The organism is Trichocoleus desertorum ATA4-8-CV12 (assembly GCA_019358975.1).
GTDB classification, from domain to species: domain Bacteria; phylum Cyanobacteriota; class Cyanobacteriia; order FACHB-46; family FACHB-46; genus Trichocoleus; species Trichocoleus desertorum_A.
This window is the reverse complement of the sequence record JAHHIL010000006.1, coordinates 114,907-140,003: the sequence shown is the minus strand read 5'-3', so window position 1 is coordinate 140,003 and position 25,097 is coordinate 114,907. Positions and strand designations below refer to the sequence as shown.

General features: G+C 49.0%; 25 protein-coding genes and 1 tRNA gene. 14 read left to right on the top strand and 12 right to left on the bottom strand.

Going from position 1 to position 25,097, the window contains the following annotated elements:
• Positions 1–108: 108 nt before the first annotated feature.
• Complete coding sequence (locus tag KME12_08260) at positions 109–741, bottom strand: diheme cytochrome c (protein MBW4487769.1); 633 nt, start codon at positions 739–741, stop codon at positions 109–111.
• Positions 742–1,246: 505 nt separating this feature from the next.
• On the opposite strand from KME12_08260, the gene KME12_08255 reads away from it, so the two are divergent.
• The gene (locus tag KME12_08255; GenBank protein ID MBW4487768.1) at positions 1,247–1,723 is read left to right on the top strand and encodes a GNAT family N-acetyltransferase; all 477 of its coding nucleotides are present in this window, start codon (positions 1,247–1,249) and stop codon (positions 1,721–1,723) included.
• A 7-nt stretch (positions 1,724–1,730) separates the two neighbouring features.
• Here KME12_08255 and KME12_08250 read toward each other — a convergent pair whose 3' ends face one another.
• The 4 genes from KME12_08250 to KME12_08235 are packed head-to-tail and all read right to left on the bottom strand — an operon-like array spanning position 1,731 to position 5,009.
• A complete protein-coding gene (locus KME12_08250; GenBank protein MBW4487767.1) occupies positions 1,731–2,558 on the bottom strand; it encodes a sensor histidine kinase in 828 nt (275 codons plus the stop codon).
• A 22-nt stretch (positions 2,559–2,580) separates the two neighbouring features.
• Positions 2,581–3,210: an L-threonylcarbamoyladenylate synthase gene (locus KME12_08245; GenBank protein MBW4487766.1), complete on the bottom strand. Its 630-nt coding sequence runs from the start codon at positions 3,208–3,210 to the stop codon at positions 2,581–2,583.
• 47 nt (positions 3,211–3,257) lie between these two features.
• Positions 3,258–4,193, bottom strand: coding sequence for a peptide chain release factor N(5)-glutamine methyltransferase (gene prmC / locus KME12_08240; protein ID MBW4487765.1), 936 nt, complete (start codon positions 4,191–4,193; stop codon positions 3,258–3,260).
• Between the two features lie 36 nt (positions 4,194–4,229).
• Positions 4,230–5,009: a hypothetical protein gene (locus KME12_08235; protein ID MBW4487764.1), complete on the bottom strand. Its 780-nt coding sequence runs from the start codon at positions 5,007–5,009 to the stop codon at positions 4,230–4,232.
• 632 nt (positions 5,010–5,641) lie between these two features.
• On the opposite strand from KME12_08235, the gene KME12_08230 reads away from it, so the two are divergent.
• A complete protein-coding gene (locus tag KME12_08230) occupies positions 5,642–6,979 on the top strand; it encodes an ABC transporter substrate-binding protein (GenBank protein MBW4487763.1) in 1,338 nt (445 codons plus the stop codon).
• Between the two features lie 55 nt (positions 6,980–7,034).
• On the opposite strand, the gene KME12_08225 is transcribed toward KME12_08230, so the two are convergent.
• A tRNA-Pro gene (locus KME12_08225) sits at positions 7,035–7,108 on the bottom strand.
• A gap of 143 nt (positions 7,109–7,251) precedes the next feature.
• Positions 7,252–7,827 carry a GNAT family N-acetyltransferase gene (locus KME12_08220; protein ID MBW4487762.1) on the bottom strand — a complete coding sequence of 192 codons (576 nt, stop codon included), beginning with the start codon at positions 7,825–7,827 and terminating at the stop codon, positions 7,252–7,254.
• Positions 7,828–8,068: 241 nt separating this feature from the next.
• Between KME12_08220 and KME12_08215 the strand changes: the two genes are divergently transcribed.
• Both KME12_08215 and KME12_08210 read left to right on the top strand, forming a co-directional pair.
• Positions 8,069–8,794 carry a hypothetical protein gene (locus tag KME12_08215; GenBank protein ID MBW4487761.1) on the top strand — a complete coding sequence of 242 codons (726 nt, stop codon included), beginning with the start codon at positions 8,069–8,071 and terminating at the stop codon, positions 8,792–8,794.
• Positions 8,795–8,893: 99 nt separating this feature from the next.
• A complete protein-coding gene (locus tag KME12_08210) occupies positions 8,894–9,838 on the top strand; it encodes an alpha/beta hydrolase (protein MBW4487760.1) in 945 nt (314 codons plus the stop codon).
• A 29-nt stretch (positions 9,839–9,867) separates the two neighbouring features.
• On the opposite strand, the gene tsaD is transcribed toward KME12_08210, so the two are convergent.
• On the bottom strand, positions 9,868–10,908 hold the full coding sequence (tsaD, locus tag KME12_08205) for a tRNA (adenosine(37)-N6)-threonylcarbamoyltransferase complex transferase subunit TsaD (GenBank protein ID MBW4487759.1): 1,041 nt from the start codon (positions 10,906–10,908) through the stop codon (positions 9,868–9,870).
• Positions 10,909–11,075: 167 nt separating this feature from the next.
• Here tsaD and KME12_08200 point away from each other — a divergent pair, with 167 nt between their 5' ends.
• From KME12_08200 to KME12_08190, 3 genes are all read left to right on the top strand, one after another.
• Entirely contained in the window at positions 11,076–11,624 is a 549-nt protein-coding gene (locus KME12_08200) for a Photosystem I reaction center subunit III (GenBank protein ID MBW4487758.1), read from the top strand.
• A 95-nt stretch (positions 11,625–11,719) separates the two neighbouring features.
• Positions 11,720–11,845, top strand: coding sequence for a Photosystem I reaction center subunit IX (locus KME12_08195; GenBank protein ID MBW4487757.1), 126 nt, complete (start codon positions 11,720–11,722; stop codon positions 11,843–11,845).
• A gap of 247 nt (positions 11,846–12,092) precedes the next feature.
• The gene (locus KME12_08190; GenBank protein MBW4487756.1) at positions 12,093–12,614 is read left to right on the top strand and encodes a photosystem I reaction center subunit XI; all 522 of its coding nucleotides are present in this window, start codon (positions 12,093–12,095) and stop codon (positions 12,612–12,614) included.
• A 152-nt stretch (positions 12,615–12,766) separates the two neighbouring features.
• Here KME12_08190 and gmk read toward each other — a convergent pair whose 3' ends face one another.
• Together gmk and KME12_08180 are read right to left on the bottom strand one after the other, a co-directional pair.
• Positions 12,767–13,339: a guanylate kinase gene (gene gmk, locus KME12_08185; GenBank protein MBW4487755.1), complete on the bottom strand. Its 573-nt coding sequence runs from the start codon at positions 13,337–13,339 to the stop codon at positions 12,767–12,769.
• A gap of 121 nt (positions 13,340–13,460) precedes the next feature.
• Positions 13,461–13,727 (bottom strand): DUF370 domain-containing protein, encoded by a 267-nt coding sequence (locus tag KME12_08180; GenBank protein MBW4487754.1) that lies wholly within the window; start codon positions 13,725–13,727, stop codon positions 13,461–13,463.
• Positions 13,728–13,962: 235 nt separating this feature from the next.
• Between KME12_08180 and KME12_08175 the strand changes: the two genes are divergently transcribed.
• Positions 13,963–15,705, top strand: a complete 1,743-nt coding sequence (locus KME12_08175; protein MBW4487753.1) for an NFACT family protein — start codon at positions 13,963–13,965, stop codon at positions 15,703–15,705.
• A gap of 312 nt (positions 15,706–16,017) precedes the next feature.
• Entirely contained in the window at positions 16,018–16,893 is an 876-nt protein-coding gene (locus KME12_08170) for a DUF2236 domain-containing protein (protein ID MBW4487752.1), read from the top strand.
• Positions 16,894–16,935: 42 nt separating this feature from the next.
• On the opposite strand, the gene KME12_08165 is transcribed toward KME12_08170, so the two are convergent.
• Together KME12_08165 and trpS are read right to left on the bottom strand one after the other, a co-directional pair.
• Positions 16,936–17,883, bottom strand: a complete 948-nt coding sequence (locus KME12_08165) for a methylenetetrahydrofolate reductase (GenBank protein MBW4487751.1) — start codon at positions 17,881–17,883, stop codon at positions 16,936–16,938.
• Between the two features lie 105 nt (positions 17,884–17,988).
• Positions 17,989–18,999: a tryptophan--tRNA ligase gene (gene trpS / locus KME12_08160; GenBank protein ID MBW4487750.1), complete on the bottom strand. Its 1,011-nt coding sequence runs from the start codon at positions 18,997–18,999 to the stop codon at positions 17,989–17,991.
• A gap of 415 nt (positions 19,000–19,414) precedes the next feature.
• Between trpS and KME12_08155 the strand changes: the two genes are divergently transcribed.
• The 5 genes from KME12_08155 (at position 19,415) to KME12_08135 (ending at position 24,969) form a co-directional block, all read left to right on the top strand.
• The gene (locus KME12_08155; GenBank protein MBW4487749.1) at positions 19,415–20,200 is read left to right on the top strand and encodes a metal ABC transporter permease; all 786 of its coding nucleotides are present in this window, start codon (positions 19,415–19,417) and stop codon (positions 20,198–20,200) included.
• Positions 20,201–20,474: 274 nt separating this feature from the next.
• Positions 20,475–21,653, top strand: a complete 1,179-nt coding sequence (locus KME12_08150) for a glycosyltransferase (GenBank protein ID MBW4487748.1) — start codon at positions 20,475–20,477, stop codon at positions 21,651–21,653.
• Positions 21,654–21,715: 62 nt separating this feature from the next.
• A complete protein-coding gene (locus KME12_08145) occupies positions 21,716–22,420 on the top strand; it encodes a sugar transferase (GenBank protein ID MBW4487747.1) in 705 nt (234 codons plus the stop codon).
• Between the two features lie 487 nt (positions 22,421–22,907).
• Positions 22,908–23,981 (top strand): GDP-mannose 4,6-dehydratase, encoded by a 1,074-nt coding sequence (gene gmd, locus KME12_08140; protein ID MBW4487746.1) that lies wholly within the window; start codon positions 22,908–22,910, stop codon positions 23,979–23,981.
• A gap of 43 nt (positions 23,982–24,024) precedes the next feature.
• A complete protein-coding gene (locus KME12_08135; GenBank protein MBW4487745.1) occupies positions 24,025–24,969 on the top strand; it encodes a GDP-L-fucose synthase in 945 nt (314 codons plus the stop codon).
• The last annotated feature ends 128 nt before the right edge of the window (positions 24,970–25,097 follow it).

Sequence of the window (25,097 nt, the reverse complement as noted above, 5' to 3'; positions counted from 1 at the left end):
TTCAGCCCTGAGTGGGACGGCATGGCATGGCGCGATCGCCGCCCGATGTAGTGGTAATTTCAACCTGCTAGAGGTTCGTGAACATTTTGTACCCATCCTGTCGCAGAGTTAGGGCGAGTTTTCCCATTCTGGAGTGAGGCGGCGGAAGTTGAACTGAGCAGCCGCAGGGTGACAACTGGCACAGCTTGCCATAGTCAGCGATCGCGGCAATTCAACTCTGGGGTGCAGTGCTTTGAAGTAGCGGGAATCGGCGATGCGGTAGGGCGTTTCTTCTTCTTGATCTTGGACTCTAGAATAGGTGCGTAAGTAGTCCCAAACCAAGAGACGGGGTGGGTCAACCAAGGGTTTGATTTGCTGACCATAGTGTTGGCGGTCTTGCAATATTTGCCGCCAAGTTTCTGTTGGCAAAATTGCGGGTGGCAAACCAATGTGACAGGTAGCGCAGTTTTCTAAATAAAGTTCTTGACCGAGTTGGTATTTGGACGGTACTGGGTCTACGGTGCCCACAGGAGTTGCCGCAGGCGTGAGATTTTCTACGCTAGGGGTAAATTGAGCGAGCTGAGCGGCTTGGGGCGTTTCTGTTGCTTGAGCTAAGCCCCATCCCAACGCCACACTCCACAATAGAACTAACACCAGGAGAATCACGGGCGATCGCCTGCGAGGTCGTCGCTTGGAGTTTAGCTCCTTCTGCGGGGTGGGATGAGATTCTCTGGTATCGGTTGATTGAGAAGAGCGGGACATGCGTATGAACTCACTACCAAGAACTTCAGGATGTTAACAGTTGTCGTGACGTGATCTTTGACTTACAGGTGCCTAGATTGCCTACGCCCAGACCTAAATCAGTCCAATGTGGCGGGCTAGGGAGGGAAATTATCTCTGCTATTGGTTTGACCACTAACCTACCAAAAGGGTCGTGGTGATTTCTACCGAGAGCGATAGATAGCCTCAGCAGAGCGATCGCTAAAATTAAATGTAAAACTTAATAAATATAGCCATTAAATTAGGATCATCAGATTTAGGAGATTGAGGTAAGCGTGGCTAACTTGTCAGCATTTCTCCACGGAGTCAGGAATCGCCGCGTGCCAGATTGACGAGATAGGCATTATCTTTGTTGATTAAGAATGCTTAACTCAGTCAGTTGCCTCCCCTTTTTACCAGTTGTACCTAGTTACGGAGGCCACTGCCGTTCTTGCAGGAGCTATTGAACCACTACTTATTTCCCTAAGGGAGAGGAAATCTAGTTGTGATGGATTGTCGCCATATTCAGTTTTCCCATCAGCGGTCTCACATCGACCTACATCAACTCCAAGCATTGTTTCAGGCAGCGGCTTTCTGGGCAAAAGACCGACGGGTTGAAGAGCTAGAGATCGCGATCGCCAACAGTGACCCAGTCATCAGTGTGTGGGATCAAGACCAAATGATTGGCTTTGCCCGTGCTACCTCTGATGGAATTTACCGCGCTACCATCTGGGACGTTGTGATTCATCCCGACTACCAGAGAGCAGGCTTGGGCCGCAAGTTAGTTGAAACTGTCTTAAGCCATCCCCGCATGAATCGGGTGGAGCGGGTGTACTTAATGACGACCCATCAACAACAGTTCTACGAGCGAATTGGCTTTCAGCTTAATGCCAGCACTACGATGGTGCTCTGCAATCAACCGATGGTACAACCTCCTGCTCCGATGATGGTAGAAATGCCTCAAACCTCCCAAGCTCCGGGCTGACACGACATTAGGCTAAGTCTGCCTCTGGCATCACCAGGGGCATAATGCATTGAATGCGAGTAGACTCGGTAGCATCCACAAAATCCGAGTTAACAGCTTCTCGTTCGCTAGGCAGAGCCATGATCTCTAAGCGACCTTGCATGCACTCACTGACGCTTTGATGCATCAATAAAGCGAGTCCGGGTGATAAAGCCGCTGGAATATTGGATGTTGTAGGTACCTGAGTGAATAAAAGCTGGGTAGGTTCGCTCCAGAGGCTCACGGGGTAGGGAGCTTCAACCCAGATGGCAACCTGCTCTGTTTCAGGTTTGACTGTAGCTGATAGCCGCATAGTACCCTCAGGCGTTAAACGAATGGAGGTGTCAACCAAGCTTACTAAGGTTTGTTGCAGCCATTTAGGGTCAGCTTGGACATAAATATCCTCAGAAATTGGCAAGAGCTGCAAGCGAATATTGCGATCGCGTGCTTGCAAGTGAGTCAGGTTGTAAACTTCTTGCAAGACTTGGGCCAGTTGCAAGGGTTGAGGTTGAATTTGCCGAGAGCCATGCTCTAACCTCGCTACATCCAAAATCAAATCCAGTAGCTGCATTAGGTTTAGGGCCGACTGATGCGCTTGACCCAGAAAGTCTCTTTCTTCCGCTGGGTCATCGCAGAGGTCAGACAGAATCAATTGGTGCATCCCAATCAGGCCGTTGAGGGGCGATCGCAGCTCATGGGAGACTCTAGCCAGAAACCCAGACTTGAACTGGTGCATCTCTATTGCCATTTGATAAGCCAGTCGCGTTTGCTCTAACTCTTGTTGCAATGCTGCGATTGTTTGGTCTTGGTTTACCATTGACGTGCCCTTGCTGCCCAACTCAAATTTCTAGCTTAACCGCTCCAGCGCGGAGCACTTGCCAAGTGGAGTCGGTCCACTTGATGACCGTGGAAGGGATGCCAGAGGCTGATTCGCGCCCCTGGGTTACAGTGGCATCCCAGGCTAGAGTCAGATGCGCTAATTCATGCGGTAAGAGCGTCAAAACTTCTGGAAACTGAGCGGCGATCGCGTCCATTGTTTCTAAAGGGGGCTGACCCGATAAGTTGGCGCTGGTAGTCGCCAAAGGACCTGTTTGGGCCAAGATTGCTTGAGCGACTGGATGGCAGGGCACCCGTAGTCCAATGCTGGTGGGGTCATGGGGATGGATGGCAGCGGGAACGCGATCGCTAGCTGGTAAAACGAGCGTCAAAGCCCCTGGCCAATATCGAGCCGCTACCTGTTGCCAAATTTGTTGCGCCTCTGTGTCACCCTGCACGAACGGCCATAAATCATTCGCCTCTGCCGCCATCAAAATCAATGGCTTTTCTTGGCTTCGTTGTTTGGCGGCAAAGATTAAATCGGCGCGATCAGGGCGGACGGCTAAAGCTGGCACCGTGTCGGTTGGAAAGCTAATCACGCGATCGCCCGCTTTTGCCTGGGCCACTAAAGCAGTTAAAGAAACTTGAGGCATGTCGTGGAGTGCTGAGCTAAGAAGAACCCTGAACTAAATTAGCGCCATTAGCGTCGATAAGCTAGGACAAAGCGATCGATGCCTGCCAAATCAGCATGAACGCGAACGCGATCGTAATCGCCCTGCCGTTCTAATAATTCCACGACTTGCTCTGCCTGACCTGCCATCATTTCAATCAACCAGATGCCACCTGACCTGAGATATGTGGGAGCCGTTGCTACTAAATGGCGAATGCTATCTAAACCATCTTCTCCTCCATCTAAAGCCAAATGGGGCTCATGCCAAGCAACTTCTGGTTGCAAGTCAGACACCATTGCAGTAGGGATATAGGGAGGGTTAGAGACCATCCCCCACAATTGGCCTTCTAGGCCAGTTAAAGGCTGAAACCAAGCACCTTGGCGAAACTGGACGCGATCGCCCAAGCCTAAATCAGTAATATTTTGCTGTGCTACGGCAAGGGCGGCAGGGCTGCAATCCACGGCATAGACCGTTGCCTTTGGAAATGCGGTTGCTATACCAATGGCGATCGCCCCACTGCCTGTGCCTAGATCAACCCAAATCTCCGGTTCTCTAGTGCTAACGCCAGAATTGAAAGCAGTTGAAAGGCCAGTGGCTTTGACCGCAGCAACAGCCAAATCAATAATTAATTCTGTTTCTGGCCGTGGAATCAAGACAGCTGGAGACACCGTTAAATTAAACTGTCGCCAAGGTGCAGTTCCAACTAAATATTGAACCGGAACGCGAGCTTGAATCCGCTTCTGCCACAGCTCTGTCAGTTCTGGTAAGGATATCTGCAACTGCACTTGCGGCCAATGCTTGAAAGACTCTAGGCGTAGAGTTAAACGGTCTAAGCCAGCTAACTCCTGCAATAGCCAGTCTACTTCAGCAGACGAAATTGCCGCAGCTAATGCTGCGGCACAAGCTTCATCCCGCCATTGCCAAAGCTCCTGTCCTGAGACTGTCCATGTCTTAGGGGAGTGCATGTTTGTCACTGAACAGTCATGAGGGAAGGCAGGAAGTTATTTCGCTGCGGGTCTAGCTTGACCTTGGGCAGGCTGAAGCGATCGCAGAAATTCAATTGACTCTTGTGGTGCAACAATGGCGATTTCTTCCAGTTCTTTGTTGTTGCTATCTGTCAAGGTTTGGATCACACCTTCGAGGTTGACCACCTGGATATCTACACTGGATGCCAAGTCGGGTTGCTGCTGATTGAGGCGCTGCACCATATTTTGCAACTCCTCTTTCTTGAGGAAAAGAGGAATAATCTGCTGATTCCCCCGCTTCACGGTCAAATAGCCTTTGTTTTTTCCGCCTCTAGCAATAAAGACAGGCACACCATTAAAGCGCTCTACCTTTTGACCGCTCTGCTTTAAGAGCGCAACTGCTGATGCGACTTGCTGCTGAGTTGGCACAAAAGCAAAGGTCAGGCCATCAGGTTTGTTTTTGTTAGCCAGACTCAATTCATAAACTTCTGCCAACGAAACAGGCATTACCTTGACATTCTTAGCTAGATCAGGATTCTTGGTTTTCAAGTTGTTTAAAAACGCTTGAGCATCCTGCTGGCTAACAAAAACTCCTGCCACTGGAGTATTCTTTTGACCATTCGCGGCCTTAGGTGCAGAAGCAACCAATGGCGCTCCTTGGGCATCTGCAATCGTGAACATCGGCACCGTACGCAGTTTTTGCAATACTTGCTCTTTAGGCAAGGCTAGAGCAGCCATATTGCCTGCGATAGAGGGGCCTAGTAATGCACCTCCAACTAAACCCAGAACTGCACTCCAACGGACAAAAGACTTCATTGTTTCTCCTAGAAAGATTGCAAAGGAGTTAATATTGACGCTTTTAACTAGCGTTTGCGAGTGAGAAATCGAGGTGCGGCTGATAGTTTGCCGAATTGCGAATTGTCATGAATTAGTTTGCTAGCTGTTTGCTAATTATGCAATTGCAAGTTCACCAAACATTGGGTATCTTTCATCACTAGTGCCGCCCGAATTTCAAGATAGAGATGTGGCAAAATTATTGTTCTTACCCAGCTTCACACACTAGCTCTACACTAATTCACTCCATCGAAAGACCTTGCTGAACAGGACGTATTCGCAAATGATCTACGTTGCTCTGATGTCAGTTACAGGTGACTTGGTCCCAACGAAAATGGTTCCAGGGCCAGAAAAGAAGCGGGATAATCTGTTTAGCTAGGGACTTTTCTTGGCAGGCACCAGTTGGCTTGTAGGATACTAACACAACTGAGTCAGTACTTGGGCTTGGCTAAACGTCGTGCTCCTTGAGGGCAATGTGATATCTGCTCAGTTCGTGCCAATGAGACACATATTTTTTAGCACTACTGTGTAGTTGAGAGTAGTTGAGATTATAGCTGTGTTTAGCATTTGAGATTTTCACTGACACTAACACTGCCATAACATGCGGACCTGATATGAGTTTTAATCGATCGAGCGTTGAGCGCTCCCATCCTAAGGAGTCTAAATTTCATACTCTTTCTGGCGGTTTACTTTATTGGCTACCCAAAATCGTTGTTCGCAGTCCAGTTGCGATCGCACTGTTGGCTTTATCGAGCTGTCAAACTCCCACTCAATCCAGTAACGGCTTGAAGCTAGGTACGTTGTTACCCATTACAGGGGACTTGGCTCAGTATGGTCCACCCATGCAAGACAGTGCTCGTTTACTTGTCAAAACAGTTAACAACTGTGGGGGAGTCTTGGGCCAGCCAGTAGAACTGATCTCAGAAGACGACCAAACGGAACCTGCTGCTGGTGCTTCAGCCATGACTAAATTGGCCGAGGTCGATCGAGTCGCTGGGGTGGTAGGCGCAGCATCAAGTGCCGTTTCCAGCGCAGCAGTGGATATTGCAGTTCGTAATCAAGTGACGCAAATCTCGCCTGCGAGTACCAGTCCTGTGTTCACGGAAAGAGCCCAGAAAGGTGACTTCCAGGGATTTTGGTTTCGCACGGCCCCACCTGACACCTTCCAGGGGCAAGCCCTGGCGAAATTGGCAAAAGATCAAGGCTTTAAAACAGTCGCAATTTTGGCCATTAATAATGACTACGGCAATGGCTTGGTAGCATCCTTCATTCCAGCTTTTGAGGCGTTGGGCGGCAAAGTTGTGTCAGGCCAACCCACCCGCTATCCCCCAGATGCCGCTACATTCGAGTCGGAGGTGAGCGTTGCCTTTAGTAGCAATCCAGATGCAGTCTTGTTAATTGCTTATCCAGAGACAGGCAGCCTCATTCTGAAATCTGCTTATCAACAAGGGCTGTTGGATCAGAAAACGAAAGTGTTGGCGACCGATGGCCTGAAAGATCCTGCGATCGCCAACCTAGTCGGCAAAAATCAGGCAGGAGAATTTATTGCCAGTGGATTGATCGGTACAGCAGCCAGTGCCGGAGGACCCGCGATCGCCGCCTTTCGGCAACTTTACAACGCTGAGTACAAGCGTCAGCCTAGTGTGTACGATCCCAATACCTGGGATGCCACAGCTTTAATGGTTTTGGCGGCTGAATCTGCTCAAGCAGCAACGGGGCCTGCTCTCAAAGACAAGATTCGCGAAATCGCCAGCGCACCGGGGCAAGAAGTGACCGATATTTGCCAAGCCTTAGAACTCGTACGCCAAGGAAAAGATGTGAACTACCAAGGCGCTAGTGGCACCCTAGAACTCGACGCCCAAGGAGATGTTGTGGGCAGTTACGATATCTGGACCATTCAAGAAGACGGCGAGTTGGCTGTTAAAGGTCAGATCAGTGTGGGTGGCTCATAAAATGGCAAAAGCTCAGAACTTTTAGGCTCTGAGCTTTTGCAAAATCTTGTCTAAATCGGGATGACAGGATTCGAACCTGCGACATCCTGCTCCCAAAGCAGGCGCGCTACCAAGCTGCGCTACATCCCGTTAACGTCACTTAGCTAGTATACCCTACTCTCAAGCATCCGTGAGCAAAAAAATTAGCTTTACGGCAACGAACCTGTAAGCCAGGTAAGAGCAGCTAGAGAGATGGGGAATACTGAGAGGGAAGGTGCAAGTTGAATTTGCGCTTAGTCGGGATACCAAAACATGCCCTTAATTCCTTCTGGATCCGCCATGAAACCCAAGTTACGATAGAAGGTAACGACTTGAGGATCAGCGAATAGAGTAATGTTGCTGATATCTTCACTTCGCAATTTCTTGATCACGTGTTTCATGAGAGCCTTCCCGAATCCTTTGCCCTGGAAGTCTGGATGAACCACAACGTCCCAAAGCGTGGCGTTAAAGGCATGATCAGAGGTAGCTCGTGCAAAGCCAATCAAGCGTCGCTGTACGCCTCGCTGCTCCCACATAGTAACGACGAGAAAGCTGTGCTGAATTGCTTTTTTGACTTTGCGTAGAGGTCGCCGCGACCAACCCACCGCATCGCACAGTTCCTCTAATTCGTAGAGGTCGATGTCTCGATCGGTACTGAAGAAAATGCGAGAACTACTGCGGCTTCGGGCCGCTGAGCCACTTAAGCTAGGATCGCGTGGTGCCTCAGTGGGTAAGCTGTTTTCATCCTCAGCAATATATCCCTCAACAGCAGTGGGCTTAGAGCTGGGGGTAGTGTCAGAACCACTAAATAAACTTTTCCAGAAACCCATGTAGGCGTGGTTAAGGTAAGTAGGAGTTAGAAGACAGTACTAGCTAGTATATCTTCCGAACTTGATTCTCATCGTTGCACTTATTCATCAGATTGATCGAGTTGTCGGGGAAAATCATCTGAGGAAATAAAAGTTGAACGATGAAAATTTGTGAGAAATTGACCTAAGGTTGAGTTTTGCACCTTGGCGATCGCTCTCTCGTCCAGGCTTCTGTTGTAGCAAGTGAGTTGTACTCTCCGTTATGGCCTCGGGTTTGAAATCGTCCACACTAGAACTGCTGAAGCGCTTCAACCGAGCGTTTCCCCAGTTTTATGAGCAATTTGTTAGCAGCGAAATTCAGTTACAAAACCTGAGGTTGGCTTACCAGCTTTATAAAACCAAGCAAGCGGTGATTGAGCTGAAGCCGGAAGGTAGTAAGAGTGCGCTACATTTTGCCTACCGTAATCAGTCTTTTTTACTCAGCGATATTTTTGGAGTTTTGGCAGCTTACGGGCTAACCATTCATAGCCTCAGCTTGTATGGGCAGATTTATCCACCCATGCTGGTTTTCATCAAGCTGGTTGTATCACGAGGCGGCAAGACCTTAACCGAGAAAACTGCGGAGAACGTCTGTCGGGCGGTGCGAGAGGCATTAGCAGGGCGGTTTGAAGTCGAAGAAATGCTGGCGGTAGAGTTTAATCTAGACGCTGGACTAGAGCAAGTAGAAACGGAGTTCTATGTAGACCCAGTGTTCCACCTGCCAGCCTTACTAATTGAGGCCGACAACCAACCGGGTCTGTTTTACAAAGTCATGTACGCCATTTGGCAAGAGGATTTGCTGGTGGTCAACGCCAATCTTTTGGTGTGGCGGGGCCGAACCCGTTTGATTTTGTACTTGCTAGGTCCCAACGAAAACTTAATTCCAGAGTATCTTGGCCAGAAAATTGCTGAAGGAGTCCGACAACGGTTGCTAGGACGACGACACTAAGCTCAGCGAGTGGGATGGCTCGATGCCCAAGGCCTGTTGCTGTAATGTCGGCTGAAGCCCCTAGGGTGTTTCAGTTGAACTTCGGGCTAGGATAAAAGTATGACCAGCATTAACGTCCTAGGAGTTCCGCACGCCTACGATTTGACGGCGGCTACTGCATCTCCCTCTGTCCTTGTTTTTATTCACGGTTGGCTCCTGAGCCGTCAATATTGGCAACCATTAATTGAGCGGTTGTCACCGGATTATCAATGCTTGTCCTATGATTTGCGTGGATTCGGCGAGTCCCAATGCTCGATCTCCGATCACCAGCGCAGTTTGTCTCCTGTGACTGCGGAGTTGATAGAGGAAGCGATCGCCTCACCTAAAGCTTCAAGATATACACCCGCTGCCTACGCTCAAGATCTAGCCGTTTTATTAAAACAGCTGAATATCTCTAACGCTTGGTTGGTAGGTCATTCCCTGGGTGGCAGTATTGCTCTCTGGGCAGGCCATCAGTTACCCGATGCTGTGAAGGGCGTGATTTGCTTGAATGCAGGGGGTGGCATTTACCTCAAAGAGGAGTTTGAGCGGTTTCGCTCGGCAGGAGCCAAAATTTTAAGATTTCGGCCTCGCTGGTTTTCGCAACTGCCGTTGATTGATTTACTATTTAGCCGTGCCACTGTCGCTCGTCCGATTGAGCGTGTTTGGGGACGGCAGCGGGTGATCGATTTTGTCATGGCTAATCCACAAGCGGCCTTGGGAGCGTTGCTGGATTCCACTACCGAAGAAGAGGTGCATCATCTTCCTCATGTGGTGTCCCGTTTGCCACAGCCTGTTTATTTTATGGCGGGGGCGCAAGATCCCATCATGGAGCCCAAGTACGTACGGCACTTAGCCAGTTTTCACCCAACTTTTCGAGCCTGTGGCGATAACGTGATTGAGATTCCCAATTGTGGGCATATGGCGATGGTAGAGCAACCGGATACCGTGGTGGCTCAACTGCGCGCAATTGTGGCTCGACACGAAGTTCAGGAGCAAGTAGCTCCCCGCAGAGCGACTGGGTGATTGGCAAACTTACTCGGTAGTTGCGGTAGTTACTGATAAAGCTGCATGACGTTGGCGATCGCCAGCCGTGACTGCGCTCCTAGGGTTAGGGATGAAGTATGACCGTGATTCAGGTGATCAGCGGCAGCACACCCGATCATGGCCGCATTATCGGTGCAAAATTTGAGGGGTGGAAAAAGCACTCGGAGATTGTGCATTTCGGCAGCGGCTTGTAAGTGACGGCGTAGACTGCTGTTGGCGGCAACGCCTCCCCCAATCGTGATCGTGGTGAGGCCATAATCGCGGGCACAGGCGATCGCCCGTCGAGTTAGCGATCGCGCCACAGTTTCTTGAAAGCTGGCAGCGAGGTCGGCAACGGGTAGTTGGTTGCTTTCTTGTTGAAGCTTTTGGGTTAAGCGCAGCACCGCAGTTTTAAGACCACTAAAGCTGGAGTCGTAAGGATGATGACCACCTTCGGGCCGTGAGACATTGCCTTCGGGCAAGGGAAAAGCCTGAGGATTCCCTTGAGTCGCAAGACGATCGATCGCTGGACCACCGGGATAGCCCAAATTTAGCAGGCGAGCTACTTTGTCGAAGGCTTCTCCGGCGGCATCATCGCGAGTTTGACCTAAGGTTTCGTAGTGACCACAAGCTTTGACGTAAATCAGGCTGGTATGCCCACCCGAAACCAGCAAACAGAGAAAAGGTGGCTCTAGCGCTGGGTCGGTGAGGTACGAAGCGTAAATATGGCCTTCTAGGTGATGAATGCCAACAAAGGGCTTTTGATGAACTAGGGCCAAGGTTTTAGCGGCTGTGAGGCCAACGAGCAAGGCACCCACCAGCCCAGGGGCACAAGTGGCAGCAATCCCATCAATGGCAGACCAATCTAGTGACGCTTCCTGAAACGCTTCAGCGATCGCTAAATTAATCATCTCTACATGTTGGCGAGACGCAACTTCCGGTACGACCCCGCCATATTGTTGATGAATATCAATCTGAGAAGAAACAATACTACTTAAAACTTGATGATTTTTAACAATCGCGACCGCTGTTTCATCACAACTTGTTTCAAGTGCTAAAACCGTTGCCATTCGCTGGTAATTTTTTGAATGAATGAGCTATTTCTAGTAACTTAAAACTTTACTGGGTCTACTCGGAAGAGTATGATTGCTTCCAAGTTCAGCAAACTTTCCTGTACAAATAGCGTAATCTTTTTGTACAACAAACTTTGAGTTTTGTAACAAAAGGAAATGATTCCATGCAACGACTGTTTGCTTTAGTTCTCATTGTTTGCCTCTGGCTAGGTATGGCCCCCCCTGCCTCAGCAGATGTAGCTGGGTTAGTTCCCTGCGGTGAGACTCCTGCTTTTCAGCAACGTCTAAATAACACTGTGAGAGGCCAAGAGGCCCGCTTGCAAAAATATGATCCCAACAGCGACTCTGCTGCACTTATCAAAGGCAGAATTGAGCGGGCTCGGGAACGGTTTGCACGCTATGAAGGGATGCTTTGCGGCCCTGAAGGTTTGCCCCGTTTGATCACCGATGGTCGTCCTAGCCACTGGGGTGATTTCCAATATCCTGGGTTGCTTTTCTTGTATCTGGCTGGCTGGTTAGGTTGGTCTGGCCGTAGCTATATCAGAACTGTCAAAAAGAGCGACTATCCAGAGTACAGCGAAATTCAAATCAACGTACCTCTGGCAATTCAATGCTTTATCGGCGGTTTGCTGTGGCCTTTGGCAGCAGTAAAAGAATTGCTCAGCGGAGAGCTGGTCGAAAAAGAGGAAAACATTCCTGTTTCTCCTCGCTAACGAAGTTCTCTGAACTCTGTTGCCAGAGTTTAGTTGATTTCCTTCTCGCTTCCATTTTCGTTATTTCTCCTTTAGCTTGTCCTTAGGAGTTTGGTATGAATGATTTCGTCAAGTATCTGTCTAATGCTCCTGTATTAGCAGTGTTGTTTGTGAGTGGTGCGCTGACAGCGTTTATTCTGATCAATAAAACGTTTCCCGACGGCCTCTTTCTGTCTCCTTAGACTGCACTAAGAACTTCTTTTTCCTAGAATTCTTGCTTTGCTAAGTTAGCAAGCCTTGGTTCTAGAAAGATCAAGGTTTTTAACTTGAGAAACTCGCGATCGCCCTCTTGAAGTCGCGAGTTTCCTAGCCGAACCATTACTGACCAAAGTGTAAAATTAATTTTTTTTAAGTGCACTTTGGTTCGGGAAGTGAGAATAGACTTCTCACTTAAAATAGGGCTACAACGTTATTAACTAAAAGAGCAATATGGTACCCGTAGAAACGATAGATAGATCAAAAGATCGCTTAGGCGATCCGAGAAACCGGGAAGTCGTGCGTCCTGCAGGCGGCGACCCTCAAACTGGTAATTTGGAAACCCCAATTAACGCCTCAGGTTTCACAGAAGCTTACATTAATAACCTGCCTGCTTATCGGCGGGGTCTTTCTCCACTGCGACGCGGTTTGGAGATTGGCATGGCTCATGGTTACTGGCTCATTGGCCCCTTTGCCAAGCTAGGTCCCTTGAGAGATACAGATGTGGCAAACCTCGCTGGTTTGTTGTCAACTGTTGGCCTAGTCGTCATTTTGACACTCGGCTTGTCGCTGTATGCAAACAGTTGCCCTCCTGATCCAACCCAAACCATCACCACCCCCAACCCACCCGCAGCTTTGACTGCCCAAGAGGGTTGGAACGAATTTGCCAGCGGATTCTTGATTGGTGGAATTGGTGGAGCAGCTTTTGCTTACGCCCTACTCGCTAACATCCAACTCCTGCAAAATCCCTTCTAGTCATTCTTGACAAGAATCTAGAGTTATTTCTAAGGCAGTCAATCGTTCACTTTTAGTCTTCAAAGTTGCCAGCTTGATATATTCACTTCACTGGTAGCTTTAGTCGGAATGGAAGTGTGATTGACTGCCTTAATTTATGGTTTAACTGCCAACTAGACGCTGTAGCAATGAACAGGCGCAAGCAAAGCAGCCTCAATCTCAGTTAAAGCTTTCTCAAAATCATCATTGATGATTTGAATGTCGAACTCGCTGGCAGCATCCATTTCGGCTTGTGCCCGCTGCAAGCGTCGAGCGATCGCTTCTTCTGAGTCTTGAGCCCGATTGCGAATGCGAAACTCTAGTTCATTCAAAGAAGGTGGCAGGATAAAGATGCGAAAGGCAGTCGGAAAGGTTTGCCTAACTTGTCTAGCTCCTTCCAGCTCGATTTCTAAGATCACACACTTGCCTTGCTGAACCTGTTGCTCTACCGCTAGGCGGGGCGTGCCATAACAATTTCCCGCAAATTCTGCCCATTCTAAGAGCTCACCACCAGCGACCATGCGCTCAAATTCGGTACGACTCACAAAGTAGTAATGCTGCCCATCAACTTCGCCAGGGCGGGGAGCACGAGTAGTGACTGAAATAGAAACATAGAGGTCTGGATGGCGTTGTAGAAGCGATCGCAGTAAGGTGCCTTTTCCGACTCCACTCGGCCCAGTCAATACAACCAATTTGCCTACTTGCATGCTCTCACTACCCGTTCGAGTTACGTTGCTTAAACCTCTTAGGGTAGCACTATCTGTAGGCGATCGATTCAACGGTAGGAGCCGCAGGGATTAGGATTGTAGTAGGAGCTTGACACGGTCGTTATTCATCGTTGCCCGCTCCGTCTTTACTGACAATGAAGCGGTTGGCGACGGTCTCAGGCTGAATAGCAGAAAGAATAATATGGCCCGAATCGGTGATGATAACTGCTCTGGTGCGCCGCCCATAGGTTGCATCAATCAGTTGCCCCCTATCTCTGGCATCCGTAATGATTCGTTTGATGGGGGCGGACTCTGGGCTGACAATGGCAACCACTCGGTTGGCAGACACAATATTGCCAAAACCGATATTGATCAGCTTAATATCCATAATGAACTGCGGCTTGGCTGCGTAAGGAGTTCATAAATACTTAATTTCAATGGTATCTACAAAAATTTGGACTAACAAGGCTAAAATTCGCAGCATAACAGAGTTTTTTGGCTTGCTAGGGAGCTTTCTACCTTTGGGTATAGATCTGACTCACTAATCCCTCAGCTCGGTGATCGATCCGGTGCAATTAGCGTTAGACTGAGCAGCGATCCTGTGACTTGTACGATTTTTCACTTTGCAACCTGTTGACTTTACTACGCTAACTGCTGCCTGCTGTGAACTTCGAGCTGATTGGCTGCCATCCCGACTGGAGCAGGTCTATCAGCGCGATCGCTTTACTCTGGCCATTGCCTTGCGAACTCTAAAGCACCGGAGTTGGCTGACTATTTCCTGGCACCCGCAAGCAGCCCGTCTTTGCATGGGCGACCCACCCCCTCGCACCCCTGACACATTTACCTTTAGCCAGCAACTCCAACATCAACTGGGCGGCTTGGCCCTGGTTGCGATTGAGGCGATCGCCCCTTGGGAACGTGCTTTGGATTTACAGTTTGCGCGACGGCCTGGAGATCCCCCGTTGTGGCACCTGTATGTCGAAATTATGGGCAAGTACAGCAATGCCATCCTGGCGAACCAGGAGAACTTGATTGTGACAGCGGCTCATCAAGTCAGTGCCCAGCAGTCCAGCGTTCGCCCCATTCTCACAGGACAACCCTATGAATTACCGCCTGCACTTACTGATCCAGCCCCTAGCTTAAGTGAGCCGTATGAACGTTGGCGAGAACGGATTAGCCTGGTGCCTGGGGCTTTGCGGCGCACCTTAATCAAGAATTATCGTGGCTTAAGCTCAGCCTTAGTGTTGTCAATGTTGCAGGCGATAGAACTTGACCCAGAGCGATCGACAGAAGACCTAGACGAGTCAGAGTGGCAGCGGTTGTTTGCAGCTTGGCAAACTTGGTTGCGATCGCTAGAAAGTTGTGAACTGCATCCAGGCTGGACTCAGCAGGGGTATACCGTTTTGGGTTGGGGTCAGACGCAAGCGGTCGAGTCTGTACAAACCTTGCTCAACCAGTACTACACCGCCCAACTCAATCGCCAGGAGTTTGCGCAGCTTCATCATCAGTTGACCCAAAAAGTAAATAATGTCTTGGCCAAAGTGCGGCTCAAAGCTGACTTGTTTCGGCAGCGCTTGGCGCAATCGGACCAAGCCGACCAATACCGAGAGCAAGCAGACTTATTGATGGCCCATTTGCAAGAATGGCAACCCGGAATGAAAGCTATGACGTTGGCAGATTTTCATACTGAGCAACCTGTGGCGATCGCCCTCGATCCGGAGAAAAACGCCGTACAGAATGCTCAGTCTCTCTACAAAAAACACCAGAAACTTAAGCGAGCCCGTTTGGCCGTGGAGCCGTTGCTAGCTGAGGTACAAGTAGAGGTGGACTATCTGGAGCAAGTAGAAGCGGCCCTATTGCAGATGGCTAGCTATCAAGTCCCCGCTGACCTGATCGCTTTAGAAGAAATTCGCGATGAATTGATTCAGCAGCAATATTTGGAGTCACTGGAGTATCGCAGTCGCCCGGAGAGTAAGACTAGTACAGAATTCTATCGCTTTCAAACGCCGAGCGGATTTGAGTTACTCATTGGTCGCAATAATCGCCAAAATGATCAGTTAACCTTCCGACTCGCTGGCGATTATGACCTATGGTTCCACACTCAAGAAATTCCTGGCAGTCATGTCCTCTTGCGGCTAGAACCAGGAAAGGTTCCTGAAGAAGCAGACCTACAATTTACGGCTGACTTAGCCGCCTATTACAGTCGTGCCCGTCAGAGCGAGCAAGTTCCTGTGGTTTACACAGAGCCAAAATATGTCTACAAGCCCAAGGGGGCAAAACCAGGGATGGCAATTTATAAGCAAGAGCAAGTGATTTGGGGCCAACCTCAGCGAGCCCGCCTTTATTTAACCGTGCCAGAGAATTAAAGTTGAAATGAATGGTAGGATGTCATCTGGCTCCAGCTAAAGAGTGATGCAGCTTCTCAAAAATTGCTGTAAACATTCATGACAAAAAGTTTGTGTATCTTGTTACAATACTTCTGGAGTCGGGAACAATAACCCTATACCTGCTGCAAGTGTGGGAACGCGCAGCTTAGGTTCCTCCAAATTGAGAAGACAACGTCATTAAAAATTAAAAGTAGCCAGCTATGGGAGCTGGCTTTTTTTGTGCCGCTTTACCCGAATTCACTGCCGTATGGCCTGATAGTTTCTGTAAGACTTAAGTTGCAGCAGGAGTGTATGAAACGTTATCAAAATCTGCATCAAATTCAGCAGTTAGATCCCATGCAGGATCATCAGGAGATCTGCAGCTTGATGGCAGGCTACGAATTTCCTTGGGATATTAATCGGGCTCTAGAAATTGCGCTGTTTCGGACATTTTGTGTGCCGAGTATTTCAGTGCTACTCGACAAAACCGGAGAGTTTCATCAGCGCCCGCAAAAACGTTACGACGATACAGCCTTGATTGTGGCTGAGATTTCGAAATGGGGATATGACAGCGATCGCGGTCAAGAAGCGATTCGACGGATGAATCACATGCATGGGCGTTTTCAGATCAGCAACGCCGATTTCTTGTATGTGCTTTCTACATTTATCTATGAGCCTGTACGTTGGATCGATCGCTTTGGCTGGCGACCTATGTCTCACAACGAACGCTTGGCTTCTTTCTATTTCTGGCAGGCAGTGGGTCAGCGAATGCAGATTCAAGATATTCCTGACACCTACGAAGGATTTGAGCGCTACAACGTTGAGTACGAACGGCAGCACTTCTGCTACGCCCGAACCAATCGTCTCGTCGGTGACTCTACCCAAAACTTGATGCTGAGTTGGTTTCCGAGCTGGTTGCGCCCTTTAGTTAGACCGAGCGTCCACAGTTTCTTAGATGACCGAATGCTAGAAGCTTATGGATTCACCGCTCCACCCGTTTTCCTGCGACAAGCGATCGCCTACAGCTTGAGATTGCGAGGCCGAGTTCTCCGCTGGTTGCCAGCTCGGAAACAGCCCAAGTTTTACACTGACGCTCACCATCGCAGCTATCCCAAAGGTTACCAGCTCACGCAGCTTGGCCCACCGCAGATGCTAGAGTCACTCAATCACGATACGAAGCCTGAGTAGGCTTGTTGCATAAGTCCTGTGAGCCAAGTTGAGCGATCGCCCTTAGCTTCCCGCAGGTTGAAAGACAGGAGCAGCTTGAGTGATAGGCGGAATTCCAGCTAAATCTAGAATTTGGGGGATCAAGTCTTCTCGACGCACAGCCATCATATGTACGCCTTGGCAAAGTTCTCTTGCTAACTTGATTTGCTCTGCCGCGATCGCAATGCCTTCTTGCAAGGGGTCAGCAGCTCGCTCCAAACGCTGAATAATGTCATCTGGGATGGAAACACCGGGTACGTTGCGGTTAATAAACTGAGCGTTTTTAGCCGACTTCAGCAAGAAAATTCCTGCTAGAACTGGCTTATTGCTACCTACCGCGATCTGAGTCATGAATTTTTCCAGCCGATCAAAGTCGCAAATTAACTGGCTCTGGAAAAATTGGGCTCCTGCCGCTAATTTACGCTCAAAGCGACGCTGTAAGCCTGACCAGCTATTGAGCTGCGGGTCAACCGCTGCCCCCACTAGCAAATCGGTGGGGCCATCAGGCATCAGTTTGTCGTTGCCGTCAAAGCCTTGATTTAACTTGGAGATCAGTTGCAGCAGCCGTACCGACTCCAAATCAAACACGGCCCGGGCATCGGGGTGATCGCCAGCTTTTACGGGGTCTCCGGTTAAAGCCAAAATATTACGAACGCCTAAAGCATGGGCTCCCATCAAATCGGCTTGTAAGCCAATGCGGTTGCGATCGCGGCAAGCGACCTGACAAATCGGCTCAATGCCATGCTGAAGCAGAATGATGGATGCTGCCAGGGAACTCATGCGGAGCACGGCCCGACTGCCATCGGTAATGTTGACGGCATGCACTCGATGCTTGAGCAGCAGGGCCATTTGCAGCATGTGAGCCGCATCACCACCTTTAGGCGGAGCGACCTCAGCCGTAACTAAAAACTCACCAGACTGAACCGCATTGCGGAAGCAAGAGGGAGATGGCAATAGGGATGAATTCAGCATCGCGAGATTGTTTTGACCGTTATCCATCACTTGATTAACCTCACCATCGTCACTTCATCTGGCATTCTGTACTCCTACGCGGCAATGGGCGAGTGAGCCTCCCTGCTACAACGGCAAGGCATAGCCCAAGGCTGATTTTGCCTCGTTCAAGGTTTGGTTGGCGATCGCGGCAGCAGCTTCCTGACCTTGGCGCAGCACTGACTCTAAATAACCTTTATCCGCCATGATTTCGTTGTATTTGTCTTGGATGGGTTTCAGGGCGCTAATCGTAGTTTCAGTTAACAACGGCTTAAACTGGCCCCAACCCATATCCTGACACTCTGCCGCCACCTCAGCTTTAGTTTTGCCTGACAACAGCATATAGAGCGTTAGCAAGTTGTTGCACTCAGGCCGTTCTGGGTTGTCAAACTCCAACCCTCTGACGGGATCAGTTTTGCAGCGCTTAATCTTGTTTTGGATCTGCTCAGGAGGATCTAAAACGTTGATCCGACTTAAATCCGAAGGATCAGATTTAGACATTTTGCGAGTGCCATCCGTCAAGCTCATGACTCTCGCTCCCGCCGCCCGAATCAACGGTTCTGGCAGCTTAAAGGTTGGAGAGTTGTCTTTGCAAAACTGGTGATTAAAGCGTACCGCAATGTCACGAGTCAGCTCTAAGTGCTGCTTCTGGTCTTCTCCCACCGGAACCTTATCCGCTTGATAGAGCAAAATATCTGCGGCCATTAGCACGGGATAGTCGAGCAAGCCCACATTGACGTTCTCACCCTGTCTTACCGCTTTTTCTTTGAACTGAATCATGTCTTCCAACCAGTTCAAAGGGGTGATGCAATTCAGCAACCAGGTTAATTCGCTGTGGGCTGGAACGTGGGACTGTACAAAGATATGGGCGTGCTCCAAGTCAATGCCACAAGCTAGATAGATGGCTGCGATCGCGTAGGTGTCAGCGGCCAAAGTGGCTGGATTGTGGGGCGCAGTAATGGCATGAAGATCGACGACACAGAAAAAGTTTTCGTATTGGCTTTGGCCTTCCACCCAATTGCGAATGGCTCCTAAGTAGTTACCTAAGTGGAGATTGCCTGTCGGTTGAATGCCAGAAAGAACCCGCTGCTTAACCATAATTTTCAAAACGATCACATGCCAAAGCTGTCCTAGGACGCAAGGCCCATTGGATGCTGTTGTCACAGTCACCTATGCCAAAAGCGGGACAGTCTAAAACTAGAGTAAAGCTTTATGATGCAAAGATTAACTTTTCTTTATGTAAACTCAAAGACGACTAAAAAGCTGAGTTTCTGAAATTATCAAAGTTATTTATCTCTAAAGTCTCAGTCCTTTCCAATTATGCCGCAGTCTGATCAAAATCCGTTTGGCCCACTCAAGATCTGCTTAGCGCTTTTCGGCGATCGCCCAGTCTATTCATTCTTTTCGGCTCCTCATTATGCTCCTAGGCTGTCTACCCTGGTTTCCGGTTGATCAGTTGCAGTTTGCTGCTATTAATCCCAATCAGTTGATTGATCTCCTGCAATTTCCGTTCATGCAACGGGCGATCGCTGGGGGGATTTTGATGGGGGTGCTGGGCGGGCTGCTGGGTTGCTTTGTCACCTTGCGGCAATTGTCATTTTTTAGTCATGCGGTGGGTCATGCAGCCTTAGTTGGAGTGGCTTTAGGCGTTTTGCTCCAGTTAAACCCAACTTGGATGCTGCTACCTTTCACCCTCCTGTTTGGTTTGGCGGTGCTTTACCTGATTGACCAAACCGACTTGTGGAGTGACAACATCCTCAGCATTGTGCTCTCAGGCGCTTTAGCGATCGGGGTAATCCTGACTAGCTTTATTCAGGGCTACCGAGGCAACCTGATGGGAGTGTTGTTTGGCGACATCCTAGCCATCAACCGCACCGACTTAGTGCTGACACTACTGTTGCTGATTGTCAGTGCTATTTTTTTGCTATCGACGCTCCGACAACAAATCTTGCTGACGCTCAATCAAGCGGTAGCTCAAGTGCAAGGGATTCCAGTTCAACTGCACCGTTATTTGTTTGTGGTGTTGCTGTCTTTGGCAGTTGCTGTCTCCATCAAAGCGATCGGTATTTTGCTCGTGAATGCCTTTTTGGTTATTCCAGCCTCGACTGCTAAGTTGCTAAGCCAGCGTTTTGCCCGTTTCTTGCTCCTATCAGTTGCGATCGGAGCGCTCAGTAGCATCATGGGCATGTTGGTATCTGGAACACTGAATTTTGCTTCTGGCCCTAGTATTGTGTTAGTTCAATTTGTGCTTTTTTTGGTCGTTCTCAGTCTGACTAAGCTAAGAGCGTTACCAACCTGAGCGCTAAGAGCGTGGTCAACCTGAGCCAAGATCTTCCTGACAAAGGCACGCTATATCGTAAAGACTTAGTAGTTGAGAGTTAGCGAGACCGAATTCTTGCCACCTTCAGGCTTGGTGAAACACTATCCACGTTTTATACTCTCTACAGCTTGACCAAAATGAGGTTGAGGCTGGTCAGCAATTCATACTTCTGTCACTCATCATCGCTAGAGTGTGACAAACTCGGTGATAACACCTTTAAGCAGCCCTAATCTCCCTAATCTCTAAACTGACTGTGCAATTAAAGTACGCGCTGGTTCATGAATGGTTAACGCCAAAAGCAACAGGGGGTTCGGAACTAGTTGTGCAGGAGATCTTGCAGCATGTGGATGCCGACCTCTATGCATTGATTGATTTCGAATCCACAAATCCGGACAGCTATTTGTTTAAGCGTCAGATTGGCACGACTTTTTTGCAGTATTTTCCCGGTGCTCGCCAAGGGGTGCAGAAATATTTGCCCCTATTGCCTTTAGCGATCGAGCAACTGGATTTGCGTCCCTATGATGTGATTCTTTCTTCTTCCCACGCCGTTGCGAAAGGAGTCCTAACTGGACCCCATCAGTTGCATATTTGTTATTGCCATACACCCATGCGCTATGCCTGGGATTTAACCTTTGACTACTTGCGCAGCAGTGCCTTGGGGCGTGGAGTCCCAGGCTGGGTAACTCGCTGGCTACTGCACTCTCTGCGGCAATGGGATGTCTTATCTGCGAATCGGGTAGATTATTTCATTGCCAATTCTTGCAACACAGCCCGTCGGATTTGGCGCTACTATCGGCGTCCCGCTACAGTGATTTATCCGCCTGTGCATACGGAGCGATTTCCCTTCCAGGCTCAGAAAAAAGACTTTTACCTCACAGTTTCTCGCTTGGTGAGCTACAAGAAAACCTCGCTGATTGTGCGTGCTTTTAATCAGTCAGGGCGATCGCTGGTGGTGATTGGGAGTGGTCCGGAACTGCAAGAGCTACGCAAAATCGCCCAGCCGAATGTACAAGTGTTGGGTTGGCAACCAGATGCAGTCGTAGAGAAATACATGGCCGAGGCGAAGGCTTTTGTTTATGCGGCCCATGAAGATTTTGGCATCGCTCCAGTTGAGGCTCAAGCCTGTGGTACCCCTGTTATTGCCTATGGAGCAGGAGGAGCCTTGGAAACGGTGCGAGATGTGCGGCAGTATCCTGATGCTGCGACAGGAGTTTTGTTCTCAACTCAATCGGAGGTGGCTTTAATTGAAGCGGTGGAATATTTTGAAGCTCATGCCCAAGCGTTTAATGCTGAGGTGGTGCGATCGCATGCCCTAACCTTTGACGCTAAAGCGTTTGTGCAACAATATCTCAGCTTTGTGGAACACTGCTGCCAAGAATTTCGGTCTAGCGATCCCAGTCGGGCATTGTCTTTTAGACCTAAATCACCGTAGAAGGTGTTTCTGGCTTTATGATCAGGACTGTGTGGTGTGAGTTTGTGAGTTGAAGGAGTACAATGACTGCCGAAAGTCAACTTATCTCCGGCAAGACAATTCGGGCGATTTTTAAGCGGAGCTTGCCGCCAGTTACGTTAATTAGTCTAGACGGAGAGTTTCCCAAGCGGGTGTTTGATATTGGGTTTTCGCTTGCGGTTCTGATTTTGTTCTCTCCGGTTTATCTGCTCCTGGCCCTGTTGATTGCCCTTAGCTCTCCAGGGCCGATTTTTTATGTTCAAGAACGAATTGGTAAGAATCGTCAACCGTTTGGCTGCATCAAATTCAGAACAATGGTTGCAAATGCTGACGAGGTGTTGCTCCAACTGTTGGCAACTTCCCCGGAAGCTCGGCAAGAATTTGAAGCCAATTTCAAACTGAAATACGATCCTCGTATTACCTGGATCGGCCGTTTTTTGCGGGTTACAAGCCTGGATGAGTTTCCGCAATTTTGGAATGTGTTGAAGGGTGATATGAGCGTCGTGGGTCCTCGGCCTCTGGTAGAGGAAGAGTTACCAAAATACGGCAGATACATGGATCGAATTTTGACCATTCAACCTGGAATTACAGGACTCTGGCAAGTTTCCGGACGAAATGATATTCCTTATCATCGTCGTGTCCAAATGGATCTTTACTACGTCAACGCCCGTAACCTTTGGATGGATCTCTGGTTAATCGTGAAGACGATTGGTGTAGTTATCTTCCCCAGCAAAAATGGTGCTTATTGAAGCTAATCCATCACATTTATTAGGGCTGATTTCTCTATGGTCAGTGTCCAACTATACAGTATGAGCACAATATGAGTTGACTTATTTTTTCTTGGGAAAGCTGAATCTCAATCTTTGGCAAAAATATACAGAGGGTCCTGATTCTTTGCAGACATTACATAGTTTTTTGATGTTTTGTTGAGAATTTCAAGCTAACGTATGGATTGATTCTCACACCCGCAGTATCTATTTACTTGTGCAGCATGCTTATGGAAAAGCAACCTCAGAAGATGGCTTACCATTGACGACAAAGTCTTTTCCTGAGCAGTCTCCCACAAAAATGGGATGTATAAGGTGTAACGGCTAGGTGCAAGCTTTAAATAGCCTCTGTCCGCTCCCAGATTCCACGAGAATTACTTGGAGCTGTGACAAGCTCAGACAGCTACTTAAACAGCTAAAAGTTATTGTTTCCCCAGCCCCCATGTCAGCCACAGAAGGAACTTTGCAAATGACCCAACAGAAGCGAGCGCTAATCACAGGTATTACAGGTCAAGATGGCTCTTACCTCAGTGAATTACTGTTAGAAAAGGGTTATGAAGTTCATGGCATTATTCGACGAACTTCAACCTTCAATACGGATCGGATTGACCATATATACGAAGACCCTCACAAAGAGGGAGCGCGTTTGTTTCTGCACTATGGTGACTTAACAGATGGGACAACGCTACGCCGTATTTTAGAAGAAGTACAGCCACAAGAAATTTACAACCTAGGGGCTCAATCGCATGTGCGCGTCAGCTTTGACTCGCCAGAGTACACGGTTGATGCAGTGGGTATGGGGACACTTCGCTTACTGGAAGCGATCCGGGACTATCAGCACCGTACAGGCTTAGAAGTGCGATTCTACCAAGCAGGCTCCTCAGAAATGTTTGGGAAGGTGCAGGAAGTACCCCAACTAGAAACTACGCCCTTCTATCCCCGTAGTCCTTATGCTTGTGCCAAAGTTTACGCTCACTGGCAAACTGTAAACTACCGCGAATCCTATGGTCTGTTTGCTGCTAATGGGATTTTGTTCAACCACGAATCTCCACGTCGGGGTGAAACGTTTGTCACTCGCAAAATTACCCGAGCGATCGCCCGAATTGTGGCAGGTAAGCAAAAGAAAATTTACTTGGGTAACTTAGATTCCAAGCGAGACTGGGGATACGCCAAAGATTATGTGCGTGCAATGTGGTTGATGCTGCAACAAGATGAGGCAGATGACTACGTAGTGGCAACGGGTGAAACGCACTCGATTAGTGAGTTCCTCGATTTGTCCTTCAGGTGCGTCAACCTGGACTGGCACGACTACGTTGAATTTGATGAGCGCTACCTGCGTCCGGCAGAAGTTGACCTGCTGATTGGAGATCCCGCTAAAGCGAAGCAGAAGTTGGGCTGGGAGCCTTCTGTGACTTTTGCACAGCTTGTCGCCATCATGGTGGAAGCTGACTTGCAAGCTTTGGGACTTACTATGGAAAATGGTAGAGGTTCGTCTTTGGAACACGCTACCATTCGTCACGAAGTCAGCAATGTAATGAGCTAATCTCTGAGCATTCCTGATTTATTTCAATAGAGATGAAAAAGCCATGACAACGCTGGATCTCAGAGATAAACGGATTTTAGTGACCGGGGGAGCTGGCTTCCTAGGGCGTCAAGTGATCGCCCAACTCCAAAGCGCGGGTGCTGATCCTCAGAAGATTACAGTCGTGCGATCGCGGGATTGTGATCTTCGTTTCCTCGAACAGTGCCAACGAGCGGTTGATCAGCAGGATGTGGTGATCCATTTAGCGGCGCATGTGGGTGGTATCGGGCTGAATCGGGAAAAGCCAGCAGAGCTGTTCTATGACAACTTGATGATGGGCACGCAGCTGATCCATGCCGCCTATCAAGCAGGAGTGCAAAAGTTTGTCTGTGTGGGCACCATTTGCGCTTACCCTAAGTTCACCCCGGTTCCGTTTAAGGAAGAGAATCTCTGGGACGGCTACCCGGAGGAAACTAACGCACCTTATGGTGTGGCTAAAAAAGCTCTGTTGGTCCAGCTGCAATCCTATCGTCAGCAATATGGCTTCAATGGCATCTACTTATTGCCAGTGAACTTGTATGGGCCTGAAGATAACTTTGATCCTCGCAGTTCCCACGTCATCCCAGCCTTGATTCGCAAGGTTTATGAAGCTCAGCAACGGGGAGACCAGCAACTTCCTGTCTGGGGTGACGGCAGCCCGACCCGTGAGTTTCTCTACTCTGAGGATGCGGCTCGTGGCATTGTCATGGGTGCGCAGTCTTACAACGATTCTGAGCCTGTGAATCTGGGGACTGGTTACGAGATCTCAATTCGTGATCTGGTGACTCTAATTTGTGAGCTGATGGGCTTCGAGGGTGAGATTGTTTGGGAAACCGACCAACCCAACGGTCAGCCTCGCCGTTGCTTAGATACAGAACGAGCTAAACAGTTCTTTGGTTTTACGGCTCAAATGGAATTCAAGCAAGGGCTGAAAAACACGATCGAGTGGTACAAACAGCACGCCAGCTAAGCCACAATCGAGCCATCATCTGTAGGGGCGGGTTTTGTAATGTAGGTATTGCGATAACGCGAGTACTCCTGCTAAACCCGCCCCCTACGTTTATTGCGACTAACAAAAACAATGAGAGAGAAAAAGCG